We start from the raw sequence: 20,504 nt of genomic DNA, 5'->3' as shown, positions 1-20,504 counted from the left end.
ATTTAACAGGAGGTATTATTGTGGAAAACATGAAAGCAAACGCTCTATTAGATGCTAAAGGGCTAGCATGTCCAATGCCAATTGTGAAAACAAAAAAGGCAATGAATAATCTGGAGGCTGGTCAGGTTTTAGAAGTTCAAGCGACAGATAAAGGTTCAAAGGCGGATATAAAAGCATGGGCTGAAAGCTCAGGACATCAATATTTAGGGACAATTGAAGAAGGAGAAATGCTAAAGCATTATCTTCGTAAGTCCACTAATGATGACTTAAATGAGAAAAAGCATCCAAATGTTATTAATAATGAAGAGTTAGATAGAAGGATTAAGGAAAATGAAAAAATTGTCCTTCTTGATGTAAGAGAAGCTGCTGAATACGCCTTTAGCCATATACCAAATGCAATTTCCATTCCTTTGGGTGAATTGGAAGAACGTATGGTCGAATTAAATAAAGAAAATGAAATCCACGTAGTGTGTCGAACAGGAAACCGCAGCGATCTGGCTGCACAAAAATTAGCCGAAAATGGTTTTCCTAAAGTAATTAATGTTGTACCAGGTATGAGTCAATGGAGTGGTAAAACAACAGGTATCAATATTTACTAAAAAACTAGGAGGAATAATCAATGAATAAAAAAGTAGCAATTATTGCAAGTAATGGTGGATTATTTGACGCATACAAAGTATTTAATATTGCAACAGCAGCCGCAGCAACCGATCAAGGAGTAACCATTTTCTTTACATTTGAAGGGTTAAATTTAATTCATAAAGAAGCATACAACCAACTTCCAATGCCTGAAGGAAAAGAGCATTTTGCAGAAGGTTTTACAAAAGCAAATGTACCTTCTATTCCAGAATTAGCTGCAATGGCACAAGAAATGGGTGTTAAATTTATCGGATGTCAAATGACAATGGACGTCATGGGGTTAGAAAAAGAAGACTTTGTGAATGGAATTGAAGTGGGTGGAGCAGTAACTTTCTTAGAGTTTGCAAAAGATGCTGATATCACTTTAACTTTTTAATTAGGCATATTTTTTTAACTTAAATAATACGGTAGGGGGTAAATAGTAAAATGACTGTAAATGTGATGACTTCAAAAGAAGTAACAAAAAAAGTTTTTAATAAGGAAGAGTTGTTTATTCTAGATGTTCGCAATGAAGGTGATTTTGAAGATTGGAAAATTGAAGGGGGAAATTTTGAATATTTAAATGTCCCTTATTTTGAATTACTTGATGGTGTAGAAGGAATTATCGAAAAGTTTCCAACTGATAAGGAAATATTAGTGGTTTGTGCAAAAGAAGGATCGTCTGTCATGATATCGGAGATGCTTTCTGAAGCTGGTTTATCGGTTTCTTATTTAAAAGGTGGTATGAAGACTTGGAGTGAGTATTTGGAACCTGTTAAAGTTGGGGACTTAAATGGTGGAGGCGAAATTTATCAGTTTGTACGAATTGGTAAAGGCTGCTTATCTTATATGGTTGTTTCCAATGGTGAGGCTGCAATTATTGATGGCACTCGTATGACAGATGTTTACCTTGATTTTGCTAAAAATAAGGGTGCAAAAATTACCCATGTATTTGATACGCACCTTCATGCCGACCATATTTCTGGAGGACGCTCAATCGCTGAAAAAACTGGAGCAACCTACTGGTTGCCACCAAAGGATGCAACAGAAGTCACTTTTGCCTATCAACCTTTAGAAGAGGGTAATAATGTAACCATTGGAAACACAACGATTAACATTCATGCGCTTTATTCTCCTGGTCACACCATTGGGTCAACTTCTTTTATAGTAGATGAGAAGTTCTTACTCTCAGGTGATATTTTATTCATTGATTCAATCGGAAGACCTGACTTAGCTGGTAAAGCAGATGACTGGGTGGGAGATTTAAGAAAAACTCTATATAAACGCTATAGAGAAATATCAGAAGAACTTACTGTCCTACCAGCACACTTTATGATCGTCGAGGAGTTAAATGAAGATGGTAGTGTAGCTGAAAAATTAGGAACTTTATTTGCCAAAAATCATGGTTTGAATATTGAAGACGAAAAGGAATTTAGAAAAATTGTAACGGAAAATCTACCACCGCAACCAAATTCTTATCAAGAAATCCGTGAAACGAATATGGGGAAAATCAATCCTGATGAAGAAAAACAACGTGAAATGGAAATTGGGCCAAATCGCTGTGCGGTTCGCTAAATAAGGAGGAGATAGAAAATGGAAGTAACAAAAGTATTAGATGCAAAGGGTTTAGCATGTCCGATGCCAATCGTAAAAACAAAAAAAGCCATTGGAGAGCTTGAGCCAGGTCAGGTTTTAGAAGTCCATTCAACTGATAAAGGGGCAAAAAATGACCTAACAGCCTGGGCGAAATCTGGTGGACATGAGCTAATAAAACAAGAAGAGGAAAATGGAGTTTTAAAATTTTGGATTAAAAAGGGTTGAAAATAACGGGAACCAATGAAGGTTCCCTTTTTTAAAAGGAGGATATTATGGATATTAGCTTTATGATTATAATCTTCCTAATTGGATTTGTAGGTTCCTTTATTTCAGGGATGTTGGGAATAGGTGGAGCCATCATTAACTTCCCGATGTTGTTATATATTCCAGTTATGCTAGGTGTAGGGCATTTTACAGCACATGAAGTTTCAGTAATTACGGCAATCCAAGTTTTCTTTGCGACAATTGGTGGTGTTTTGGCTTACCGTAAAGGTGAATTTTTAAATAAAACCCTCATTGCTTATATGGGAATTAGTATTTTGATTGGAAGTTTTATTGGGGGATTCGGCTCTTCTCATATGCCGGAAAGTGGAATTAATATCGTTTATGGAATTTTAGCATTGATTGCGGTTATCATGATGTTAGTTCCCAAAAAAGGAGTTGATGATATTCCTTTAGATCAAGTCAAATTTAACAAATGGCTGGCCGCGCTATTTGCATTCATAGTGGGTATTGGTGCTGGTATTGTGGGGGCAGGAGGTGCATTCCTGTTAGTACCGATTATGTTGGTTGTATTAAAAATTCCAACAAGAATGACCATTGCCTCTTCCTTAGCTATTACACTTATTTCATCAATTGGATCTGTGTCCGGAAAAATTGCAACAGGACATGTGGAAATCCTACCATCGCTTATCATGGTTATTGCCAGTTTAATTGCATCACCGATAGGTGCGAATGCTGGGAAAAGAGTTAATACGAAAGTTTTGCAATTTATTATGGGGATTTTAATTTTAGCTACAGCTGTTAAGACATGGATGACAATTTTATAAGCTTTAACAGCTAATGAAAGTAAGGGGAAAATAGCAAACAAAAAATAAGGGGCAAGATTGCTCTTTTTATTCAAATGATTAATGCAAGACGAAGTTAAAATTTGTAATCAATGAGGTATTCTTGAGGTTAACATAAGCTTAGAAAGGAGTTTTCAATATGAATCAGTGGAATACACGTTTTCAAGATGAAAAATATGTATATGGAACTGAGCCGAATATTTTTTTATCAGAGATACAAAAAAAACTTCATTTATCTGGAGACGCACTAGCCATTGCAGAAGGAGAAGGTAGAAATGCAGTTTTTTTAGCTGAAAAAGGAATGAATGTTACCTCTTGGGATTATGCGGAAAATGGGCTTCGAAAAACGAAGAAACTTGCGGAAGTAAGGGGAGTAACGGTTAAAACAGAGCTTGTAGATTTAAATGAAGCACAATGGGAGAAAGATCGGTGGGAGGAAATTATTTGTATTTATGGACACTTTCCTCCTGCGTTACGTCAAAAAACACTTCATAAAGTTAAAGAGGCAATAAAACCAGGTGGCTATTTTGTTACAGAAGTATACTCTCGTTATCAAATTCCTTATAAAAGCGGCGGGCCAAAGGAATTGGATTTTTTATATTATTTAGAAGAGTTTTTAAAAACATTTAATGACTGGCGTATTGTTCACCTTTTCATGGGTGAGGTAATTCGTAAAGAGGGGGAATTGCATAATGGATTGGCTCATGTTATCCAATTTGTTGGGCAAAAACCACTGAATTAATTGATTTGGTAAATAAAGTATATTTAATGATAGACTGAAGATCAATTTTTTATTGGTCTTTTTTTTGTGAATTTTTTTATATGTTTTTTAGATAAGTTTAGAACAAATTCTAAAATGGAACGAACATCAGAATCTTTAACTGTTGCTAAAAGGGGCTGACCCCTTCTACGTCTTAGGTCCGAGATGAAAATCAAGCTCTGGCGCAATTATGGAAACAAAAGAAAAAAGGTAAGATGATATCAAGATCACGAAAGGAGGAAAACGAAATGAAAAAATTCTTTTTACTAATAGCGGGAGGGATTGCAGCTGTCATACTGCTTTCAACGATTGGGCCAATGATTGGATTACTTGTCAGCCTCGTGCTTCTATATTTCATCTTCAAACAGTTTTTAAAGAGTGAGTCAATCGGTGCTAAAATCGGCCTTGGGATTATCGGTTTTATCGTCCTAATGGCATCCATTCACAATGCACCAGCGATTATCGGTGTCGGCGCTGCCTATGTACTCTACCTTGTATATAAAAAATGGAATGAGAATAAACATTCAAAAATGAAAAAGGACTCAAATGACCCATTTGCAAATTTCGAAAAACAATGGAATGAATTAAAAAATTATTAAACCTATGAGGAGAGATGAAAAATGACAAACTTATTTGCAAGAATCAAAAACACCATTACCGCTGATTTACATGAAGCCCTAGATCATAAGGAAAAGAAAAATCCAATTGCTCTGCTTAATCAATATCTTCGCCAATGTGAACTGGAAACCGAGAAAGTTCGCAAGCTGGTAGAACGTCAATACACGCTAAAAGATGAATTTACAAAGGAATATGTGCAGGCCGTTGAATTGGCTGAAAAGAGAAAGCGCCAAGCCGAGATTGCTTCACAGGCAGGAGAAATGGAGCTTTATCAATTTGCTTCTGCTGAGCATCAGCAATATGCGGAACGTGCCAATCGACTCAGCCAGTCCCTGGAACAAATTAAAGGGCAGCTCGAGGAATTAGAGAGAAAATACCAGGAAATGAACCACAAACTAAAAGATATGCAAATCCGCCGAATGGAATTGATGGGGCGGGAAAATATGACACGGGCGAACCACAGGATGAACCTTGTTTTAGAATCGAATCCAAATTCGGATAAGGCCTACTCCCGTTTCAAAGAAATTGAGAACTATTTGGACCGCTTGGAACATCAGGTAAATCAGTCCTTTTACCGCAGCACAATCGATGCGAGAGTTGCCCAACTGGAAAAAGAAATGAAAGTTGAAGAAAGCAAGTCCACATTATAACCAAATCATGGTATTCTAAAGGGGCGTAGATTTCTACGCCTTTTGACCATATCTTGCATTTGCATCATACTCGACAGACTACAAAGGGGAGGGATAAGCCATGTTAAAAAATACAAAAAATGATTATATTGGCTGGCTAGTAATGATTGGCGCCCTCGTCCTGGGGCTGGAAATCTTATTTTTTAACAGAGGACTTATTTTCTCCCTTATTTTCTCATGTGGATTGATCTATTTAGGTCGCAAAAAGGCAGGGAAAAAGCGAGGGAAAAAGCGAGGAAGAGTGCTTTTCATCGCCGGGATTTTTTCCTTTATTATTAGCATCATTAATATGATGACCTTTAAATTTTTATTATTAGCGATTTTACTGCACTTTTTTATTCAATTTATTACTTCCAAAAAAAATCCAAAGAAAATACAAGTGGAAGTTGCTGAACCAAAGCAGGTCCCACAGGAAGAGACGATGTACAAGAGTAAGCCGCTCTTTGAAAATATCTTTTTTGGCCAGCAAAAAACCCCCCAAGGTGTTTATGAATGGGAGGATATCAATATCCAGACCGGTATTGGCGATACCGTTATCGATCTTAGTTATACGATGCTGCCAAAGGGTGAAACGGTCGTTTTTATCCGCAATATTATCGGCAATATCCAAATCCTTGTTCCATATGAAATTGAAGTAAGTATCCACCATTCCTGTATGGCGGGATCCACGACTATTTTCGGACACCATGAGCCTAAAGTCATTAATCAAGTGATCCATTTGAAAACACCTAGTTATGAACATGCCGAACAAAAGGTAAAAATCTTTACCTCGCTTGTGGTCGGGAATTTAGAGGTGAGCCGGATATGAGTACAGCAGGGCGCCAAATTGTCTGGAGTGTCGGCTTTTCCTTTTTGACGGCCATCATTGTTTCGGTTGTGTTCATCAATGTTTTCCCGCTGTCCAGCTGGTCCGAGCTTTGGGACCGGCATTTTATGGATATTCCCATTGGCATTTTTATTCCGGTGTTCAGTATTGCTTTGGGGGTCATCATCGGTGCCATTTCTGGGTTTTTATGGAGGAGACAACTTCTCTCGGTTGATTATTCCCTTCATCAATTAGAAGAGGGTAGACCGGCAGAAGTAAAAATCAAACCATCGATTACAGAAGTTCAAACGATTGCAAACAGGATTGAGAAAATTGGCAAACAAATGTCAGAACAAGCGAAGCTTTCCCAGCGGCTTGCGACGGAAAAAGTAGAGGACCAGGAATCAAGGATCCAGGAGATTATCGAGCAGGAACGAAACCGGCTTGCCCGGGAATTACATGACTCTGTCAGCCAGCAATTATTTGCCGCCTCCATGATGATGTCTGCGATAAATGAAACGAAAAATTTTTCGGAAGATGACAGGGAAGGCAAGCAATTGAAAATGGTGGAAGAAATGATTCATCAATCCCAGTTGGAAATGCGTGCCTTACTGCTCCATTTGCGGCCGATTGCTTTAAAGAACAAAACACTCCAAGAAGGAATTGAAGAATTATTAGTGGAATTATCGATGAAAGTTTCGATGGATATTAAATGGAAAGTTGAATCCTTTTCTCTTGATAAAGGGGTAGAGGACCATCTTTTTAGAATTTTACAAGAGTCCGTATCGAACACCCTTCGGCATGCTAAAGCCGGAAAACTGGAAGTACTGCTCATTAAGAGAGACGATCTCGTGATCATGCGGGTGGTCGATGATGGGGTAGGCTTTGAAGTGGACGATGAAACAAAGGCAGGCTCATATGGAATGCAGAACATGCATGAACGGGCTGTGGAAGTGGGCGGAACACTGAAGGTCGTCAGTATGAAAAATAAAGGGACACGCCTGGAAGTTAAGGTTCCTGTGGTGAAGAATGGGGATGGTGGAAGTGATTAGAGTTGTATTTGTCGATGATCATGAAATGGTAAGAATCGGGGTCTCCGCCTATTTATCGGCGCAGCCGGACATTGAGGTGGTCGGAGAAGCGGACAACGGTAAAAAGGGAATAGAGCTTGCCCTTGAACTTCGGCCGGATATTATTTTAATGGACCTGGTTATGAAGGAAATGGACGGTATTGAAGCAACGAGACAGATTATCGAAAAATGGCCAGAGGCTAAGATTATTATTGTTACAAGCTTTTTGGATGATGAGAAGGTTTATCCGGCATTGGAGGCAGGTGCTACCAGTTATATGCTGAAAACCTCAAAAGCGAGTGAAATTGCGGATGCCGTTCGTGCTACATATCAGGGGCAATCGGTCCTTGAGCCGGAGGTAACCGGAAAAATGATGGTGAAGATGCGCCAGAAAAATCAACATTTACCCCATGAAGAACTCACGAGCCGCGAACTTGAGATTCTGCTGCTAATGGCAGAAGGAAAAACCAATCAGGACATTGCCGATGAATTATTTATTGCTGTAAAAACTGTCAAAACCCATGTGAGTAATATTTTAAGCAAGCTCCGTGTCCAGGACCGCACGCAAGCGGTTATTTACGCGTTTAAGCATTCGTTAACGAAATAATAGTGAAATGCTCATTAGGCCTTCCGAAAGAAATTTCGGAAGGCCTTTTTTAAAAAAACAATTGAAAATCATTCTCACTTACTGTTAAAATAGAGTCATTGAAAGTGATTATCATTATCAAAAGAAACAGGGAGGGTTTTATACAATGAATTTATATAAAGCATCAGGCGTTATTTTATTATCTAGCAGTCTACTATTCGGTTGTTCCAATACTGAAAAAAGCTCTACCACTGAAAAAGTTAAAGTAACAAAGAGCAGCACGGTTAATCTTAATGGGGTCATGAATACATATCGTGAGTATGCGGTTGGTGAAATCGAGGAATTTGTCAAAGCAACAGATGCTTTCACAACGGCAGTGAAAAACGGGGATATCGAAAAAGCAAAAGAGTTGTATGGGCCAGCCCGCATGCATTATGAAAGAGCAGAACCGATTGCCGAAGTGTTTGGTGACCTTGATCCGAAAATCGACGCCCGTGAAGGCGATGTCCCAGAAGCCGAGTGGGGCGGATACCATCGGATTGAAAAAGGCCTTTGGGTCGATAAAACCACCAAAGGCTATGAAAAATATGCCGATCAATTAATGAAGGATGTAAATTTGCTCCGTGCAAAGGTAGAAACTGTGGAAGTTACTCCTGACCTGTTAATTACAGGAGCAGTAGACCTTTTAAATGAAGTTTCCACCTCAAAGGTAACAGGAGAAGAAGACCGTTATTCACACACGGACCTATATGACTTTGTTGCAAACGTGCAGGGAGCGGAAAAAATCTTTCAGCTTTTAGAACCAACATTAAAAGAAAAAGATGCAGATGTGGCAAAAGAAATTCAAACCCGATTTGATCAAATGTACAGCCTGTTAAACCAATACAAAAAAGGTGACGGCTATCAATTATATACCGAACTATCAAAAGAGCAAGTAAAAGAGTTAAGTCAGGCGATTGATGCATTGGCAGAACCACTATCACAAATAGGAATGGTAACGGAGGCGTCTTAATTGGAAGCGAACTCGGAAATCAACAATGAATCTACTAAAGTAGGAAAAAAGTTCTCGCGAAGGGATATTCTTAAAACTGCCGGAATTGGTGGTGTTGGGGTATTAATCGGTGCATCCGGATTAGGGGGAATCCTCTCAATTACGGAAGGAAAAGCATCTAAAATCGAATCCGGAGATGTCGTCCCATTTTTCGGGAAACTTCAACAAGGAATTACAACAAAACCTCAGAATCATGTGTACTTCGCTGCATTAGATGTAACAACAACGAATAAACAAGATTTGATTAAACTTTTTAAAGATTGGACAAAAGCGTCAGCTTTAATGACCGAGGGAAAGTCAGTCGGGGAACTAACAAGCAATGAATTTCTCCCGCCAAAGGACACGGGTGAGGCAGCAGGTTTATCTCCATCTAAATTAACGATTACATTTGGAGTGGGACCAACGCTTTTCAGAAAGGAAAATCAGGACCGTTTTGGTTTAGCGCATAAGCAACCAAAGGAACTCAAAGAGCTCCCAAAGTTTCCTCTTGATGCATTAGAAGAGGAATGGACTGGAGGGGATCTTTGTATTCAGGCCTGTGCGGATGACCTGCAGGTTGCCTTTCATGCCGTCCGAAACCTTGTTCGCATTGCCAGGGGAAAAGCCACGCTGAGATGGGCCCAATCCGGGTTTCAGCGAACAGCACAGGCTGATCCGAAAGAAGGAACGCCAAGAAATTTGTTCGGCTTTAAAGACGGGACAGCTAATCCGGATATAAAGGACGAAAAACAAATGAATGAACAAGTTTGGGTACAACCAGGTGATGGACCTAATTGGCTAGCCAATGGTAGCTATCTGGTTGTTAGAAAAATCCAAATGTTTATTGAAGTATGGGACCGCACGACATTAAAAGAACAGGAAAATACATTTGGCCGCTATCGCAATAACGGTGCACCGCTTGGCCAAAAAAATGAATTTGCTAAGCTTGATTTCTCCCATAAGGATGAGAATGGGCAAGATTATATTCCTGTTAATTCACATACAAGGCTATCACATGGGGATGGAACGCAAAAGATTCTTCGCCGGGCCTATTCCTATTCGAATGGAATGGATGTAAAAACTGGAAGCTTTGATGCTGGATTATTGTTTTTATGTTTCCAGCGTAAACCGAGCAAACAATTTATCCCGATTCAACAGAGACTTTCAAAAATGGATAAGTTAAATGAATATACCTCCCACAAGGGAAGCGCCATTTTTGCTTGCTTACCAGGATGCAAACAAGGTGGTTTCATAGGAGAAACATTATTTAGCTAATGTTTTTCCTTTTTAAAGGAGAGTGAAATAATTGAAGAAAATAAAATTCCAACTGGCCATTTTCGTTAGTCTTCTTATACTAATCACCATGATTCAGCCGGCAGCGGCCGCAGAAAATCATGACGAATTATTTGTTTTCATTGGCGACAGTTTGATGAAAGCAAAACAAGGAGACCAGGCTACTGTTTCAAAGAATATGGAACAATTTACAAAAGAGTGGAATTCTCTAAAAAAAGAAGATAGCAAACTTGCAAAAACAGTGAACGCTAAATTAGAAGTGGTCAATCGTCTCCTAAAAGAGAAGGCCGATTCTGAAGCTTTAACAAAAGGACTTTCCTCGCTTTCAAGTGCGGTTGTGGAATATGATCAGGAACAAAACCCCGTTGATAAAGTGAAGGGCAAAGAGCAAGTTAAAAAGCTGCTTCCAACCATTCAAACCATGAAGGAAACAATCAATCAAGGCAATAACGCCAAGGTAAAATTACAATATCAAACATTAATGAACCAATGGACAGGAAATGAATCTTTTGTTCATGACGAAAGTATTGCCGCTTACGGAAACATTGAAAAATACATGGCACTTGTCCGCATTGCGATTACTCAAGACCCGCCGGACCTAAAAAAGGCGCAGCTCCATTTAGATGAACTAACGAAAGAAATTGAAAACTTTCTTGACGGTAAGAAAACAGGCAAAGCTGAAAAAACGTACAGTTTGCAAGATTTGTCCGATCTTTTAACAAAGGCTGAAGGCCAAATTTCCCAAAAAGATAACCAAAATGCCAGCAACAATCTTAATGAGGTCTTAACGATTTGGCCGATGGTTGAGGGAGATGTACAAACAAGAGACAGTAAGCTATACAATGATATGGAAACGAAAATTCCAACTGCAATCAGTATCCTAAACTCAAAAAATGGGAATGCCCAAAAAGCTTCTGAGATTGTAAAGGATTTACATTCCAGACTGGCTCCATTATTGAGCAAAACAGATTATTCCTTATGGGATGCAGCATTAATTTTATTGCGTGAAGGTTTAGAGGCGTTATTGATTGTTGCCACGCTACTTGCGTTTCTTAAAAAGATGGGACAGTCTTCAAAGCAAAAGTGGATATGGGCAGGGGTTGCTGCAGGTATTGTACTAAGTGCCGTTCTAGCTATTTTCATCAACATTCTTTTTTCGAAACTTACGGCTGCTTCCAGCAGGGAGTATATTGAAGGAATTACAGGTATTATTGCCGTGTTAATGATGTTAACCATCGGAGCATGGCTTCATAATAAATCAAGTATCGGGAACTGGAATAAGTTTATTAACCAGCAGATGGAGCAGGCAATCGCAAAAGGCAGCCTTCTATCTTTTTCATTGATTAGTTTTTTATCTGTTTTCCGAGAAGGTGCGGAAACAATTATTTTTTATGCGGGAATTACCCCTTATATTAGCCTACACCAACTCGTAATCGGGGTATTACTGGCAATCGTAATCCTAATTGTTGTTGGGTTCCTTATCATTAATTACAGTGTAAAAATCCCAATTCGCTTATTTTTCAAAGCTGCGACGATCCTTATTTACGTCTTGGCGTTTAAAATATTGGGAATCAGTATTCATGCCCTGCAGATCTCAAATGTAGTCTCAACCACAACCGTAGAGAAGCTTCCATATGTTGATTGGGTTGGACTTTATCCAACTTGGGAAACGACTTTAACCCAAATCGGATTGCTTCTGATTATTTTCATCATGTCGTACATGGTAAAGAAAAAATTCTTTAAAAAATCGGTATCGTCAAACGTATAAAAAAGGGCCATGCCGGCCCTTTTTTATTTTTCTATAAAGGACGACATGGCCCAAAATTTATCTTCTCCCCTTTGCCTCCATGTGTAGTGCAAGAAGGAATTTTTTGATGTCGATTCGTGTGGGGCTAGAGGGGTTTTTTCCTTCGAGTTCAAGCATTTTCATTCGTACTTGGGTATAGTCGAACAATTTGGATGAGAAGTATTCAAATGTTGGATTGGCATAATCGGTTAATCCCAATGAAGCAAGATGCTCGAGCACCTGTTGGAGGATGCGGCGGATCCGTTGTTCCACTGCTTTACCTTCTTTTCTTACGTCCTCCTGAGAAACGGTTGAACCAAGTCGCTTTTGGGCGGCCAGTTCATACAGCTCCTTCAAAGGTGGGAGCTCCCGATTTCCCTCCATGTCCAATTGATGCAAAATTTCCAGAAGATCCAATAAATCTTTTTCACCCGTTTTACCAACAATCCCAAGTTCAAGAAGGATACTTTTGCCTATGGAGATAAACGTAGGTGGTTTACTCGGAAGAGAGTTCTCGACTCGACGACTGTTTTGATTGTGCTTTGTTAAAAAACTTAATGATTTTTGAATATGATGAAGTGATTTTTCCAGCAACAGGTATTCACTTACTTTTTTGATGACACTTACCACTTCAAGCCGGTTTATTGGCTTAGTGATATAATGCTCGACACCGAGGGAATAAGCTTCGCTAATCATATCCTTTGTTTCGACTTGGGAAATCATAATAATTTTTCCCCGGAAGTAGGGGGCTATTTCTCTAACTGTTTCAATCCCATCCCTTATAGGCATAAGCAAATCAATCATTAGGATATCCACTTCCTGTGCCGCTAGGTTGTAGGCATCCACCTCAGCCCCGTCGGCTGCTTCCCCGACAACTTCTCCCAAGCCTTCCTCTTCAATAATATTGGAGAGCATTCCTCTGATGGTGGCGGCATCATCCACAATAAAAAAATTCACAGCAATCACCCCTTTTTCATTAATTTTTCGACCGGAAGCTGAATTTCAAAGGTTGTACCTTTTGTTTTCGATGACTCAATCAAGTTAATTTCCCCATTAAGGTTTTCAATTACATTTTTTGTGTAAGATAAACCAATTCCATTTGAAGCAATTCCTGATTGATCAAACTTTGTTGTAAAGCCTGGTTCAAAAATATAGATTTTGTTTTTCTCAGAAATCCCGTTTCCATTGTCCATAATCCTTATTTTAACTTTGTCGTGAAACCTTTCAGCTGTTACAATTATTTGCCCCTCCTGTTGAATGGCTTCTACCGCATTTGAAACAAGATTATTAATTAAAGAAAGGAGAATAAAGGTATGGTACTTGGGATGTTCACCGGAAATGTTTACCCTAAAATCAATCGTTTTCCCGAGCATTTCACCATAATTTTTATTCGAAATGGTTACAACCGAAATGATTTCACGAATGTTCATGAAATCATCTAATTTTTCTTTGGCCATTAATTTGGACAAGCCTGCATATATACGCTGATTATCTTTTTTAATCTCGTGTAATTCCCCGGCGATTTTCAGCATTGCTTGTGCTTGATTCTGATTATTTAGAGCTTTTAAATCACGATAAATTGCATAGCAGGCACTCGTTAACTTCTCCGCATCTTTCGCTGATTTTTCCAATTGAAACATTTCTACATATAAATTTGACACTAATAGCAAAACCTCTTCGGTTCTCTTCCGTTGCTGCTCCTCAGCCAACCTTGTCTCCCGCACTAAGATGGTATTGAAAAAACCGAGTACGAAGAAGCTGCGAATTATTGCTACCCCTGTTAAAATCAAAAAGCTTGACACTGTCATTTTCATATCAGTTGCGTAATGACGAATGATCATTTCTGAAAAATTGCCCATAATTTCAAGCACCATTCCTAGCAAACCAATGAGGAGCGGCCGGTGATACAATTTTTTTACCTTGAAAATATGAAAAAACATCCCAAAGACCATGTAATAAAAAAACACCGGAAAATGGTTAGAGAAGTCGAATGAGCCAACTTGAAGCTTGTCTAGAATAATTCGGAAACAAACGACTGCACTTCCCGTTAGAAAGCCGGCTATGACGGGATGGATTTTACGTGACCATAATAGAATAAAGAAGAATACAGGTGTGCTTAAACTGATTCTTAAATCAGCACCACTTAATGGATATAATTTTAATTCTCCAGCAATGGGTACAGCAATTACCATAAACAAATAGGCAAATATTTTATCGCGGATACACTCACCCCCCTATCTATAGTAAAAAATTTTTTGTTAATTGTAAAAATTTTTTAAGCCCCTCTGTAGGTTTTTGTAGTTTATCGTAGGGGAAACGGTATGATTAGTCTTGTAATCGTTTGCAAAAATATTTTCAACTTTAATAGTATCAAAAAACTTATCAATGGGAGAGAAGCGAGTGAAAAAAATTAGTTTAGCTTGGCAGATTTTTATTGGTTTAATTCTTGGGATTACTTTGGGAGCCATTTTTTACGGAAATCCACATATTGAGGAATTTTTACAGCCAATTGGCAATATCTTTTTAAGATTGATTAAAATGATTGTTGTACCAATCGTCATTTCCTGCCTCGTTGTTGGTGTTGCAGGTGCGGGCGATATGAAATCGTTAGGGAAGCTAGGCGGAAAAACGCTTCTCTATTTTGAAATTATTACAACCATAGCAATCGTTGTCGGCTTGCTAATCGCAAATGTGTTCCATCCAGGTACAGGCGTCGACCGTTCACAACTTGTCAAATCAGACATAAGTTCCTATGTAACGACTGAAAAAGCAACGGAGTCCCATTCTAAAATTGATACATTTGTGAATATTGTACCGACGAATGTTGTGCAGGCGTTTGCAAATGGGGACATGCTAGCCATTATTTTCTTCTCGGTTATGTTTGGTCTTGGTGTTGCGGCAATTGGTGAAAAAGGAAAACCGATTCTTGACTTTTTTAGAGGTACCGCTGATGCGATGTTCTATGTAACCAATCAGATTATGAAGATTGCTCCGCTCGGGGTGTTTGCCTTAATAGGAGTTACGGTTTCAAAATTCGGTTTAGATTCACTCATTCCGCTTGGAAAACTAGTACTTACCGTTTATGGTGCCATGATCTTCTTTATTGTCGTGGTTCTCGGTATTGTTGCGAAAATTGCAGGCTATAACATTTTCAAACTATTAGCTTACTTAAAGGACGAATTAATTCTTGGCTATTCGACAGCGAGCTCGGAAACCGTTCTTCCAAAAATTATGGAAAAAATGGAGAGAATCGGCTGTCCAAAAGGAATTACATCTTTCGTTATTCCAACAGGCTACTCCTTTAATCTTGATGGCTCTACCTTATATCAGGCTATTGCGGCACTATTTATTGCGCAAATGTATGGTATTCATTTGAGTATTGGCCATCAGATTACGTTGGTTCTTATTTTAATGATTACTTCTAAGGGGATTGCAGGTGTTCCAGGAGTTTCTATTGTTGTTCTGCTTTCAACTTTAGGAAGTGTCGGTGTTCCAGTTGAAGGTTTGGCGTTTATTTTAGGCGTGGACAGACTGTTAGATATGGCTCGTACATGTGTAAATATCGTTGGTAACTCGCTGGCTGCGATTGTTATTTCTAAATGGGAAGGTCACAAACTGAAAGATAAGCCTGAAGAACAAGCCGCATAAGGCGGTCATCGGGCACAGTTTTTATAGGAATTTTGGTGAAAAAGGCACAACTAGCAGATAGAAGCTGGTTGTGCCTTTTGTTTTTTACTACCTTATCACAAAAAAGTGTTGAAAAATTTATTATATTCAGTATAATTAACATGTAACTAAAATAACATTTTTGGTTACTATAGTTATACCGTTTGATTTTTAATTGAATATTCCCCGTAAATCAAGTAGTAGCAAAAATTTTTGTACACCTTTTCATTCGGTATTTCCCACAAAATGCTTCTTTTAATAAAACAGGAAGAAGGAAGTGATAAGATGGATCAAATGGATACTCTCTCATTGTGGGCAGCAACTGCAAATGGCTATGAGAAAGGAAAAACTTTAGAAGGAAATGAAGAGGCAGATGTTGTCATTATTGGCGCAGGTTTCACAGGTCTCTCCTCTGCTTATCATTTGCAAAAGTTAGGGAAGAATGTCATTGTCCTAGAGCAAGAAACGATTGGATATGGCGCCAGCGGTCGTAACGGAGGGATGGTATTGCCAGGCTATAAGCCAACGATGCAGGAGCTTACCAAAAAGTATGGTCCCGACGAGGCTAGACAGCTTAACGATCTCTCCCTGCTTAGTGTTGAACTGGTTAAAAATATCATTGATGAGCATCAAATCAACTGTGACTTTAGAAAGACAGGTCACATTGTAGCGGCTTACAAAGCCAAGCATTTTAATGAACTGAAACATGAAAGCGAATATTTAAACAAAAATTTCGGGTACGAATCCAGCGTGCTTGATCGAAGTCAGTTGCATCAAGAGATCGATTCCCAACTTTATCATGGCTGCTTAGTCGACAACTCGAGTTACTCGTTCCAGCCACTGAATTATGCAATTGGTTTGGGAGAAGCAGCTAAATCGATCGGTGCAAGAATCTTTGAGCATTCTAAAGCACTATCTATTGTGTATGGTCAAGACAGTGTGAAAGTTGAAACAGAAAAAGGTACTGTTATTGCGAAAGATATTATTGTGGCAACGGATGGTTATTCTGGAAAAATCATGAATGAACTGAACAAAGGCGTACTGCCAATTTCGGCACGTATTATTGCAACCGAACAGCTTCCAGAATCTTTGTTGAATACTGTCATTCCTAAAGATCGCATGGTTTTTGATACGAGTAGTTTCCTGTACTACTTCCGACGTACACCAGATAATCGGATCGTATTTGGCGGTGGCGATATTCGTCCAAACTTAGGCGATGCCGTTTATCAAAGTGTTTACGATGCCATGGTTAAAACAATGCCAAAACTGGCAGGAAGCAAGATTGATTTCCGTTGGGGCGGATTCATCGGAGTTACAATCGATACATTCCCGGTAATCGGAAGATCTAAAGAAGGCGCATATTTCGCCACGGGTTATACGGGTCATGGCGCTTCTCTTTCGACACTGTTTGGTAAGTTATTGGCACAATGGATCGTTACGGGAAGTGCAGGTGGATATCGATTTGAAAAGGAACGCCTCAAATCATTCCCTTTCTATAATCAGAAAACGATGCTGGTAAATCTAGCGCATATTGGTTTCAAACTGTTGGATATAATTGCGTAAAGCCTACAGTATTATGTTTAGCCGTTCAATCGCCAAAATTTGAAAATCTGAAAACTATTCTTGAGAGGCATAAAACTTACTATACGGGGAGAATTGTTTATGAAAATTAACATGTTCATTGACGGGAAATGGGTAGAAGCACTGTCCGGTGATAGAAGAAATGTTATCAATCCTGCAACCGGAGAGGTGATGGCAACGGCTACAGAAGGATCTGCAGATGATGCAAAAATGGCAATCAAGGCGGCTCGTAAAGCGTTTGACAAGGGGATCTGGTCGAATTTATCGGCTGATGATAGAGCTAGCTACCTTTATAAAATTGCAGACCGTCTCGAAGAAAAGGCAGCTGAAATTGCACGTTTGGAAACTGCAAATAACGGTAAGGTTATTCGTGCAACAGCCAATGTAGATATTCCAGTATCGATTCAATGCTTTCGCTATTATGCTGACTTGATCAAAGACATGAAGAAGGAATCCTACAATCGTACTGATTCTTCAGAAACCATTATTATTCATGAACCGATTGGTGTTTGTGGGCTTATTGTACCTTGGAACTTTCCACTTATGTTAGCTGTTTGGCAAATTGCTCCTGCACTCGCCGCAGGGAATACAATTGTAATTAAGCCTTCAGAGATCACTCCTGTAAGCGCATTCAAATTATTTGAAATCATTGAGGAAGTCGGACTTCCGGCCGGTGTGGCGAACCTGGTATTGGGATCTGGATCAAAGGTTGGGAATGAGCTTGCCGAAAACCATGATGTTGACAAGATTGCCTTTACCGGCGGAACAAAAACAGGCCAAAGTATTATGCGAGCGGCTGCGGGCAATATGAAAAAAATTACCCTTGAATTGGGGGGAAATCCCCACTAATTGTATTCGATGATGTGGATTTTGAAACCGCAGTCGAAAATGCAATGTTTGGTATTTTCCACAATGCTGGGCAAGTTTGTTCAGCTGCATCTCGTTTGCTTGTACAAGAGACAATTTACGATAGGTTTGTTGAAAGACTGGCCGAGCGTTCAAGCAAGATTGTAGTTGGCAATGGGGGAAGTGAGAAGATTGAAATGGGTGCTCTCACAAATGAGCACCATATGAATAAGGTTTTAGATTACATTAAGAGTGGAATCGAAGAAGGTGCAAAATTAGTTTGTGGTGGTAAGCGCTTAACAGAAAATGGGCTTGAGCAAGGATTTTTTATCGCTCCGACAATCTTTGCTGATGTAAACGCGAATATGCGTATAGTTAAGGAAGAGATTTTTGGCCCAGTCCTTGTTGTAGAGAAATTTAAAGATGAGGAAGATGCCATCCTAAAAGCAAATGATTCCATTTATGGATTAGCAGGTGCTGTATTTACTGAGGATATGGATCGAGCAAAACGTATAATTAGTAATTTGCGAGCGGGAATTACTTGGATTAATAGTTACCACCTTGCTTATATTGATGGCCCTTGGGGAGGGTATAAGCAAAGTGGAATCGGCAGAGCGTTAGGTGCTAATGGGCTGGAACACTTTATGGAAACTAAGCAAATCAATATCCATCAGCATGCCAAGCCTGTGGGCTGGTATGCGAATTAACTTGGCTTAACTTGCTGAATAAATTATTTATAGGGGGCTATGCTCGTGGAAATAGCAGACAACCGTCAGTCACCGAAGATAGAACAAGTAGAAGGAATAAATAAGCCAGTACATGATTCAGTGCTTGGAACGAAAAGTATTCCAGTATTATATTTACGGTTTGCTTTGGCAGGAATTATGGCTAATGTGATTCTAGGAGTTGTATCGGTTGTCGATGGCTATTTCATCAGCAGCTTTCAGGCGCTGGAAGTCGAAGGGATCGGAATTGGATTTACGGTCATGGTTATTTCCCGTATGATTGGCGTCCTTTTTGGTATCGGAGCTGGAGCGGTCATTTCACTTAGACTTGGAAAAGGGAAGATCGAAGAAGCTAGAGGAATTATGGGACAAACCTTATGGTTTACTCTTTTTATCTCCATTTTGTTAGCTGTACTTGGATTGGTCTTTGAAAATCAAATTATGACCTTATTCGGAGCAAGTAATGAATCGCTTCCGTATGCGATAAAATACAGCCGTCCATTATGGATTTCATTGCCAGTAACGATATTGGCCGTTGTACTAAGCACTTTAACCAATATTGATGAAAAACCCGTATTATCAATGAGCAGTTGGTTAGTCGCATCAATAGTTGCAGCAACTCTAGAATGGGTTTTAGTAGTGAAGTATCACATGGGAATGATGGGTTCTTCTTGGGCGAATACGGTTGCGCTATCGGTCCCTGTTTTGCTAATATTTTATTTCTGGTTTGGCAAAACAAATCTTAAGCCAAAGTGGAAAGATATGAAAATAAAACTAAAGACAATTGGTGAAGTGGCTTGGACAGGCTTTGCGTCTTTCTCGAGTCAGTTGATGATGTTTTTTGCGATTATTTTCTTTAACAACTTACTGCAAAGCTACGGTGGGGGGCTGCACGTTGCTGCTTTCACCATTCAAAACGGTTATATTACGAATCTGCTTGCGTTTGTAGCGCTCGGTGGGATGACAGGACTTCAACCGATCATTAGTTACAATTACGGTGCGGGAAACTATGACCGAGTTAAGCAAGCGATTAAAATGGGGCTTATCTTCACGGTTTCCTTATTCGTGATATTGACTGCACTCTTGATCTATTTTGTAGATCCGATTATGTCATTTTTCTCTGGCGGCAATTCGAATTTACAGAAACTTGGAATCTGGACGACAATTGTATTTAATTGCATGTTTACATTAAATGCCGTTACCTTGCTTATTGCCGGCTATTTTGAAGCACAAGAGAAAAATTGGACCGCAACATTTATAAATGTTAGCAAAATATTGTTGTTCGCATTCCCGTTTATGTTTATTTTCCCTAAATATTTCGGAGTTGATGGTATATGGTATTCGGGACCAGCTTCAGAAATTCCTGGTGTCATCATTGCTATTTATTTTATTAGAAAAGAGTTTAAGAGTTTGAAAGAAACAAAACTAGCATAAGAATAATGATCAATTAATTCTTCAAAATTACTAGAAAGAGAGATGTCTAGAATGTTTTACGCGAAAAAACTTACAGCCGAGGAAGCAAAACAATTAGGGGTTGATACGTGGGAACCATGGGTAGGTGAACCGAATAAAGGAACTTGGAATGTAGAAGAGCAGGAAGTTTTTTATGTGACAGACGGCGAAGTGTTTATTACTGTTGATGGAGAAGAGTATCATATTACAAAGGACTGGGTCGTTTCCTTGGAAAAAGACCTTGTTTGCGAATGGGATTGTCCGAATTTTTTGAATAAGAATTACAAAATCAACCATGAGATCAAGTTGAAATAAT

The 20,504-nt window shown here is 39.1% G+C and carries 20 protein-coding genes and 1 pseudogene; 19 read left to right on the top strand and 2 right to left on the bottom strand.

Translation table 11 applies throughout. The features are described 5' to 3' along the window. The first annotated feature begins 20 nt into the window (after positions 1-20). The 14 genes from BIV60_RS07790 (at position 21) to BIV60_RS07725 (ending at position 11,900) form a co-directional block, all read left to right on the top strand. Positions 21-599: a sulfurtransferase TusA family protein gene (locus BIV60_RS07790; RefSeq protein WP_071355159.1), complete on the top strand. Its 579-nt coding sequence runs from the start codon at positions 21-23 to the stop codon at positions 597-599. A 20-nt stretch (positions 600-619) separates the two neighbouring features. Further along, a complete protein-coding gene (locus BIV60_RS07785) occupies positions 620-1,015 on the top strand; it encodes a DsrE/DsrF/DrsH-like family protein (RefSeq protein WP_071355158.1) in 396 nt (131 codons plus the stop codon). Positions 1,016-1,065: 50 nt separating this feature from the next. Then, positions 1,066-2,193: an MBL fold metallo-hydrolase gene (locus BIV60_RS07780; RefSeq protein WP_071355157.1), complete on the top strand. Its 1,128-nt coding sequence runs from the start codon at positions 1,066-1,068 to the stop codon at positions 2,191-2,193. Between the two features lie 18 nt (positions 2,194-2,211). Further along, a complete protein-coding gene (locus tag BIV60_RS07775; protein ID WP_071355156.1) occupies positions 2,212-2,439 on the top strand; it encodes a sulfurtransferase TusA family protein in 228 nt (75 codons plus the stop codon). A 47-nt stretch (positions 2,440-2,486) separates the two neighbouring features. Next, positions 2,487-3,263, top strand: a complete 777-nt coding sequence (locus tag BIV60_RS07770) for a sulfite exporter TauE/SafE family protein (RefSeq protein WP_071355155.1) — start codon at positions 2,487-2,489, stop codon at positions 3,261-3,263. Between the two features lie 157 nt (positions 3,264-3,420). Then, on the top strand, positions 3,421-4,023 hold the full coding sequence (locus BIV60_RS07765; RefSeq protein WP_071355154.1) for an SAM-dependent methyltransferase: 603 nt from the start codon (positions 3,421-3,423) through the stop codon (positions 4,021-4,023). 266 nt (positions 4,024-4,289) lie between these two features. After that, positions 4,290-4,640, top strand: coding sequence for a lmo0954 family membrane protein (locus tag BIV60_RS07760; RefSeq protein WP_071355153.1), 351 nt, complete (start codon positions 4,290-4,292; stop codon positions 4,638-4,640). A 21-nt stretch (positions 4,641-4,661) separates the two neighbouring features. Next, positions 4,662-5,309: a PspA/IM30 family protein gene (locus BIV60_RS07755; protein ID WP_071355152.1), complete on the top strand. Its 648-nt coding sequence runs from the start codon at positions 4,662-4,664 to the stop codon at positions 5,307-5,309. A gap of 100 nt (positions 5,310-5,409) precedes the next feature. Then, complete coding sequence (gene liaF, locus BIV60_RS07750) at positions 5,410-6,156, top strand: cell wall-active antibiotics response protein LiaF (protein ID WP_071355151.1); 747 nt, start codon at positions 5,410-5,412, stop codon at positions 6,154-6,156. Beyond that, positions 6,153-7,205, top strand: a complete 1,053-nt coding sequence (locus BIV60_RS07745; protein ID WP_071355150.1) for a sensor histidine kinase — start codon at positions 6,153-6,155, stop codon at positions 7,203-7,205. The genes liaF and BIV60_RS07745 overlap by 4 nt, the downstream gene beginning before the upstream one ends. Next, complete coding sequence (locus BIV60_RS07740; RefSeq protein WP_071355185.1) at positions 7,198-7,830, top strand: response regulator; 633 nt, start codon at positions 7,198-7,200, stop codon at positions 7,828-7,830. The genes BIV60_RS07745 and BIV60_RS07740 overlap by 8 nt, the downstream gene beginning before the upstream one ends. A 145-nt stretch (positions 7,831-7,975) precedes the next feature. After that, positions 7,976-8,821 (top strand): iron uptake system protein EfeO, encoded by an 846-nt coding sequence (gene efeO / locus BIV60_RS07735; RefSeq protein ID WP_071355149.1) that lies wholly within the window; start codon positions 7,976-7,978, stop codon positions 8,819-8,821. Next, positions 8,822-10,114, top strand: coding sequence for an iron uptake transporter deferrochelatase/peroxidase subunit (gene efeB / locus BIV60_RS07730; RefSeq protein WP_071355148.1), 1,293 nt, complete (start codon positions 8,822-8,824; stop codon positions 10,112-10,114). A 31-nt stretch (positions 10,115-10,145) separates the two neighbouring features. Then, complete coding sequence (locus BIV60_RS07725) at positions 10,146-11,900, top strand: FTR1 family iron permease (protein ID WP_071355147.1); 1,755 nt, start codon at positions 10,146-10,148, stop codon at positions 11,898-11,900. A gap of 57 nt (positions 11,901-11,957) precedes the next feature. Here the strand turns inward: BIV60_RS07725 and BIV60_RS07720 are convergent, their stop codons facing one another. Both BIV60_RS07720 and BIV60_RS07715 read right to left on the bottom strand, forming a co-directional pair. Then, a complete protein-coding gene (locus tag BIV60_RS07720) occupies positions 11,958-12,875 on the bottom strand; it encodes a response regulator (protein ID WP_071355146.1) in 918 nt (305 codons plus the stop codon). Positions 12,876-12,880: 5 nt separating this feature from the next. Beyond that, positions 12,881-14,110: a sensor histidine kinase gene (locus tag BIV60_RS07715; protein ID WP_256218335.1), complete on the bottom strand. Its 1,230-nt coding sequence runs from the start codon at positions 14,108-14,110 to the stop codon at positions 12,881-12,883. 208 nt (positions 14,111-14,318) lie between these two features. Here BIV60_RS07715 and BIV60_RS07710 point away from each other — a divergent pair, with 208 nt between their 5' ends. The 5 genes and pseudogenes from BIV60_RS07710 (at position 14,319) to BIV60_RS07690 (ending at position 20,503) form a co-directional block, all read left to right on the top strand. Beyond that, entirely contained in the window at positions 14,319-15,566 is a 1,248-nt protein-coding gene (locus BIV60_RS07710) for a cation:dicarboxylate symporter family transporter (protein ID WP_071355144.1), read from the top strand. A gap of 264 nt (positions 15,567-15,830) precedes the next feature. After that, positions 15,831-17,147: an NAD(P)/FAD-dependent oxidoreductase gene (locus BIV60_RS07705; RefSeq protein ID WP_071355143.1), complete on the top strand. Its 1,317-nt coding sequence runs from the start codon at positions 15,831-15,833 to the stop codon at positions 17,145-17,147. Between the two features lie 99 nt (positions 17,148-17,246). Next, positions 17,247-18,718: pseudogene (locus BIV60_RS07700) on the top strand (aldehyde dehydrogenase family protein). 45 nt (positions 18,719-18,763) lie between these two features. After that, positions 18,764-20,170 carry an MATE family efflux transporter gene (locus BIV60_RS07695; protein ID WP_071355142.1) on the top strand — a complete coding sequence of 469 codons (1,407 nt, stop codon included), beginning with the start codon at positions 18,764-18,766 and terminating at the stop codon, positions 20,168-20,170. Positions 20,171-20,221: 51 nt separating this feature from the next. Continuing rightward, positions 20,222-20,503, top strand: a complete 282-nt coding sequence (locus BIV60_RS07690; RefSeq protein WP_071355141.1) for a cupin domain-containing protein — start codon at positions 20,222-20,224, stop codon at positions 20,501-20,503. Position 20,504: the final 1 nt, after the last annotated feature.

This window comes from Bacillus sp. MUM 116 (genome assembly GCF_001866655.1).
Taxonomy (GTDB): domain Bacteria; phylum Bacillota; class Bacilli; order Bacillales; family Cytobacillaceae; genus Neobacillus.
This window is presented reverse-complemented; position numbering and strand designations above follow the sequence as displayed.

Excerpts from the sequence above, each read along its gene's own strand:
- BIV60_RS07785 (WP_071355158.1), top strand. The coding sequence starts at position 620 with ATGAATAAAAAAGTAGCAATTATTGCAAGTAATGGTGGATTATTTGAC.
- BIV60_RS07780 (WP_071355157.1), top strand. The coding sequence starts at position 1,066 with ATGACTGTAAATGTGATGACTTCAAAAGAAGTAACAAAAAAAGTTTTT.
- BIV60_RS07775 (WP_071355156.1), top strand. The coding sequence starts at position 2,212 with ATGGAAGTAACAAAAGTATTAGATGCAAAGGGTTTAGCATGTCCGATG.
- BIV60_RS07770 (WP_071355155.1), top strand. The coding sequence starts at position 2,487 with ATGGATATTAGCTTTATGATTATAATCTTCCTAATTGGATTTGTAGGT.
- BIV60_RS07765 (WP_071355154.1), top strand. The coding sequence starts at position 3,421 with ATGAATCAGTGGAATACACGTTTTCAAGATGAAAAATATGTATATGGA.
- BIV60_RS07760 (WP_071355153.1), top strand. The coding sequence starts at position 4,290 with ATGAAAAAATTCTTTTTACTAATAGCGGGAGGGATTGCAGCTGTCATA.
- BIV60_RS07755 (WP_071355152.1), top strand. The coding sequence starts at position 4,662 with ATGACAAACTTATTTGCAAGAATCAAAAACACCATTACCGCTGATTTA.
- liaF (WP_071355151.1), top strand. The coding sequence starts at position 5,410 with ATGTTAAAAAATACAAAAAATGATTATATTGGCTGGCTAGTAATGATT.
- BIV60_RS07745 (WP_071355150.1), top strand. The coding sequence starts at position 6,153 with ATGAGTACAGCAGGGCGCCAAATTGTCTGGAGTGTCGGCTTTTCCTTT.
- efeO (WP_071355149.1), top strand. The coding sequence starts at position 7,976 with ATGAATTTATATAAAGCATCAGGCGTTATTTTATTATCTAGCAGTCTA.
- BIV60_RS07715 (WP_256218335.1), bottom strand. The coding sequence starts at position 14,110 with ATGGTAATTGCTGTACCCATTGCTGGAGAATTAAAATTATATCCATTA.
- BIV60_RS07705 (WP_071355143.1), top strand. The coding sequence starts at position 15,831 with ATGCTTCTTTTAATAAAACAGGAAGAAGGAAGTGATAAGATGGATCAA.
- BIV60_RS07690 (WP_071355141.1), top strand. The coding sequence starts at position 20,222 with ATGTTTTACGCGAAAAAACTTACAGCCGAGGAAGCAAAACAATTAGGG.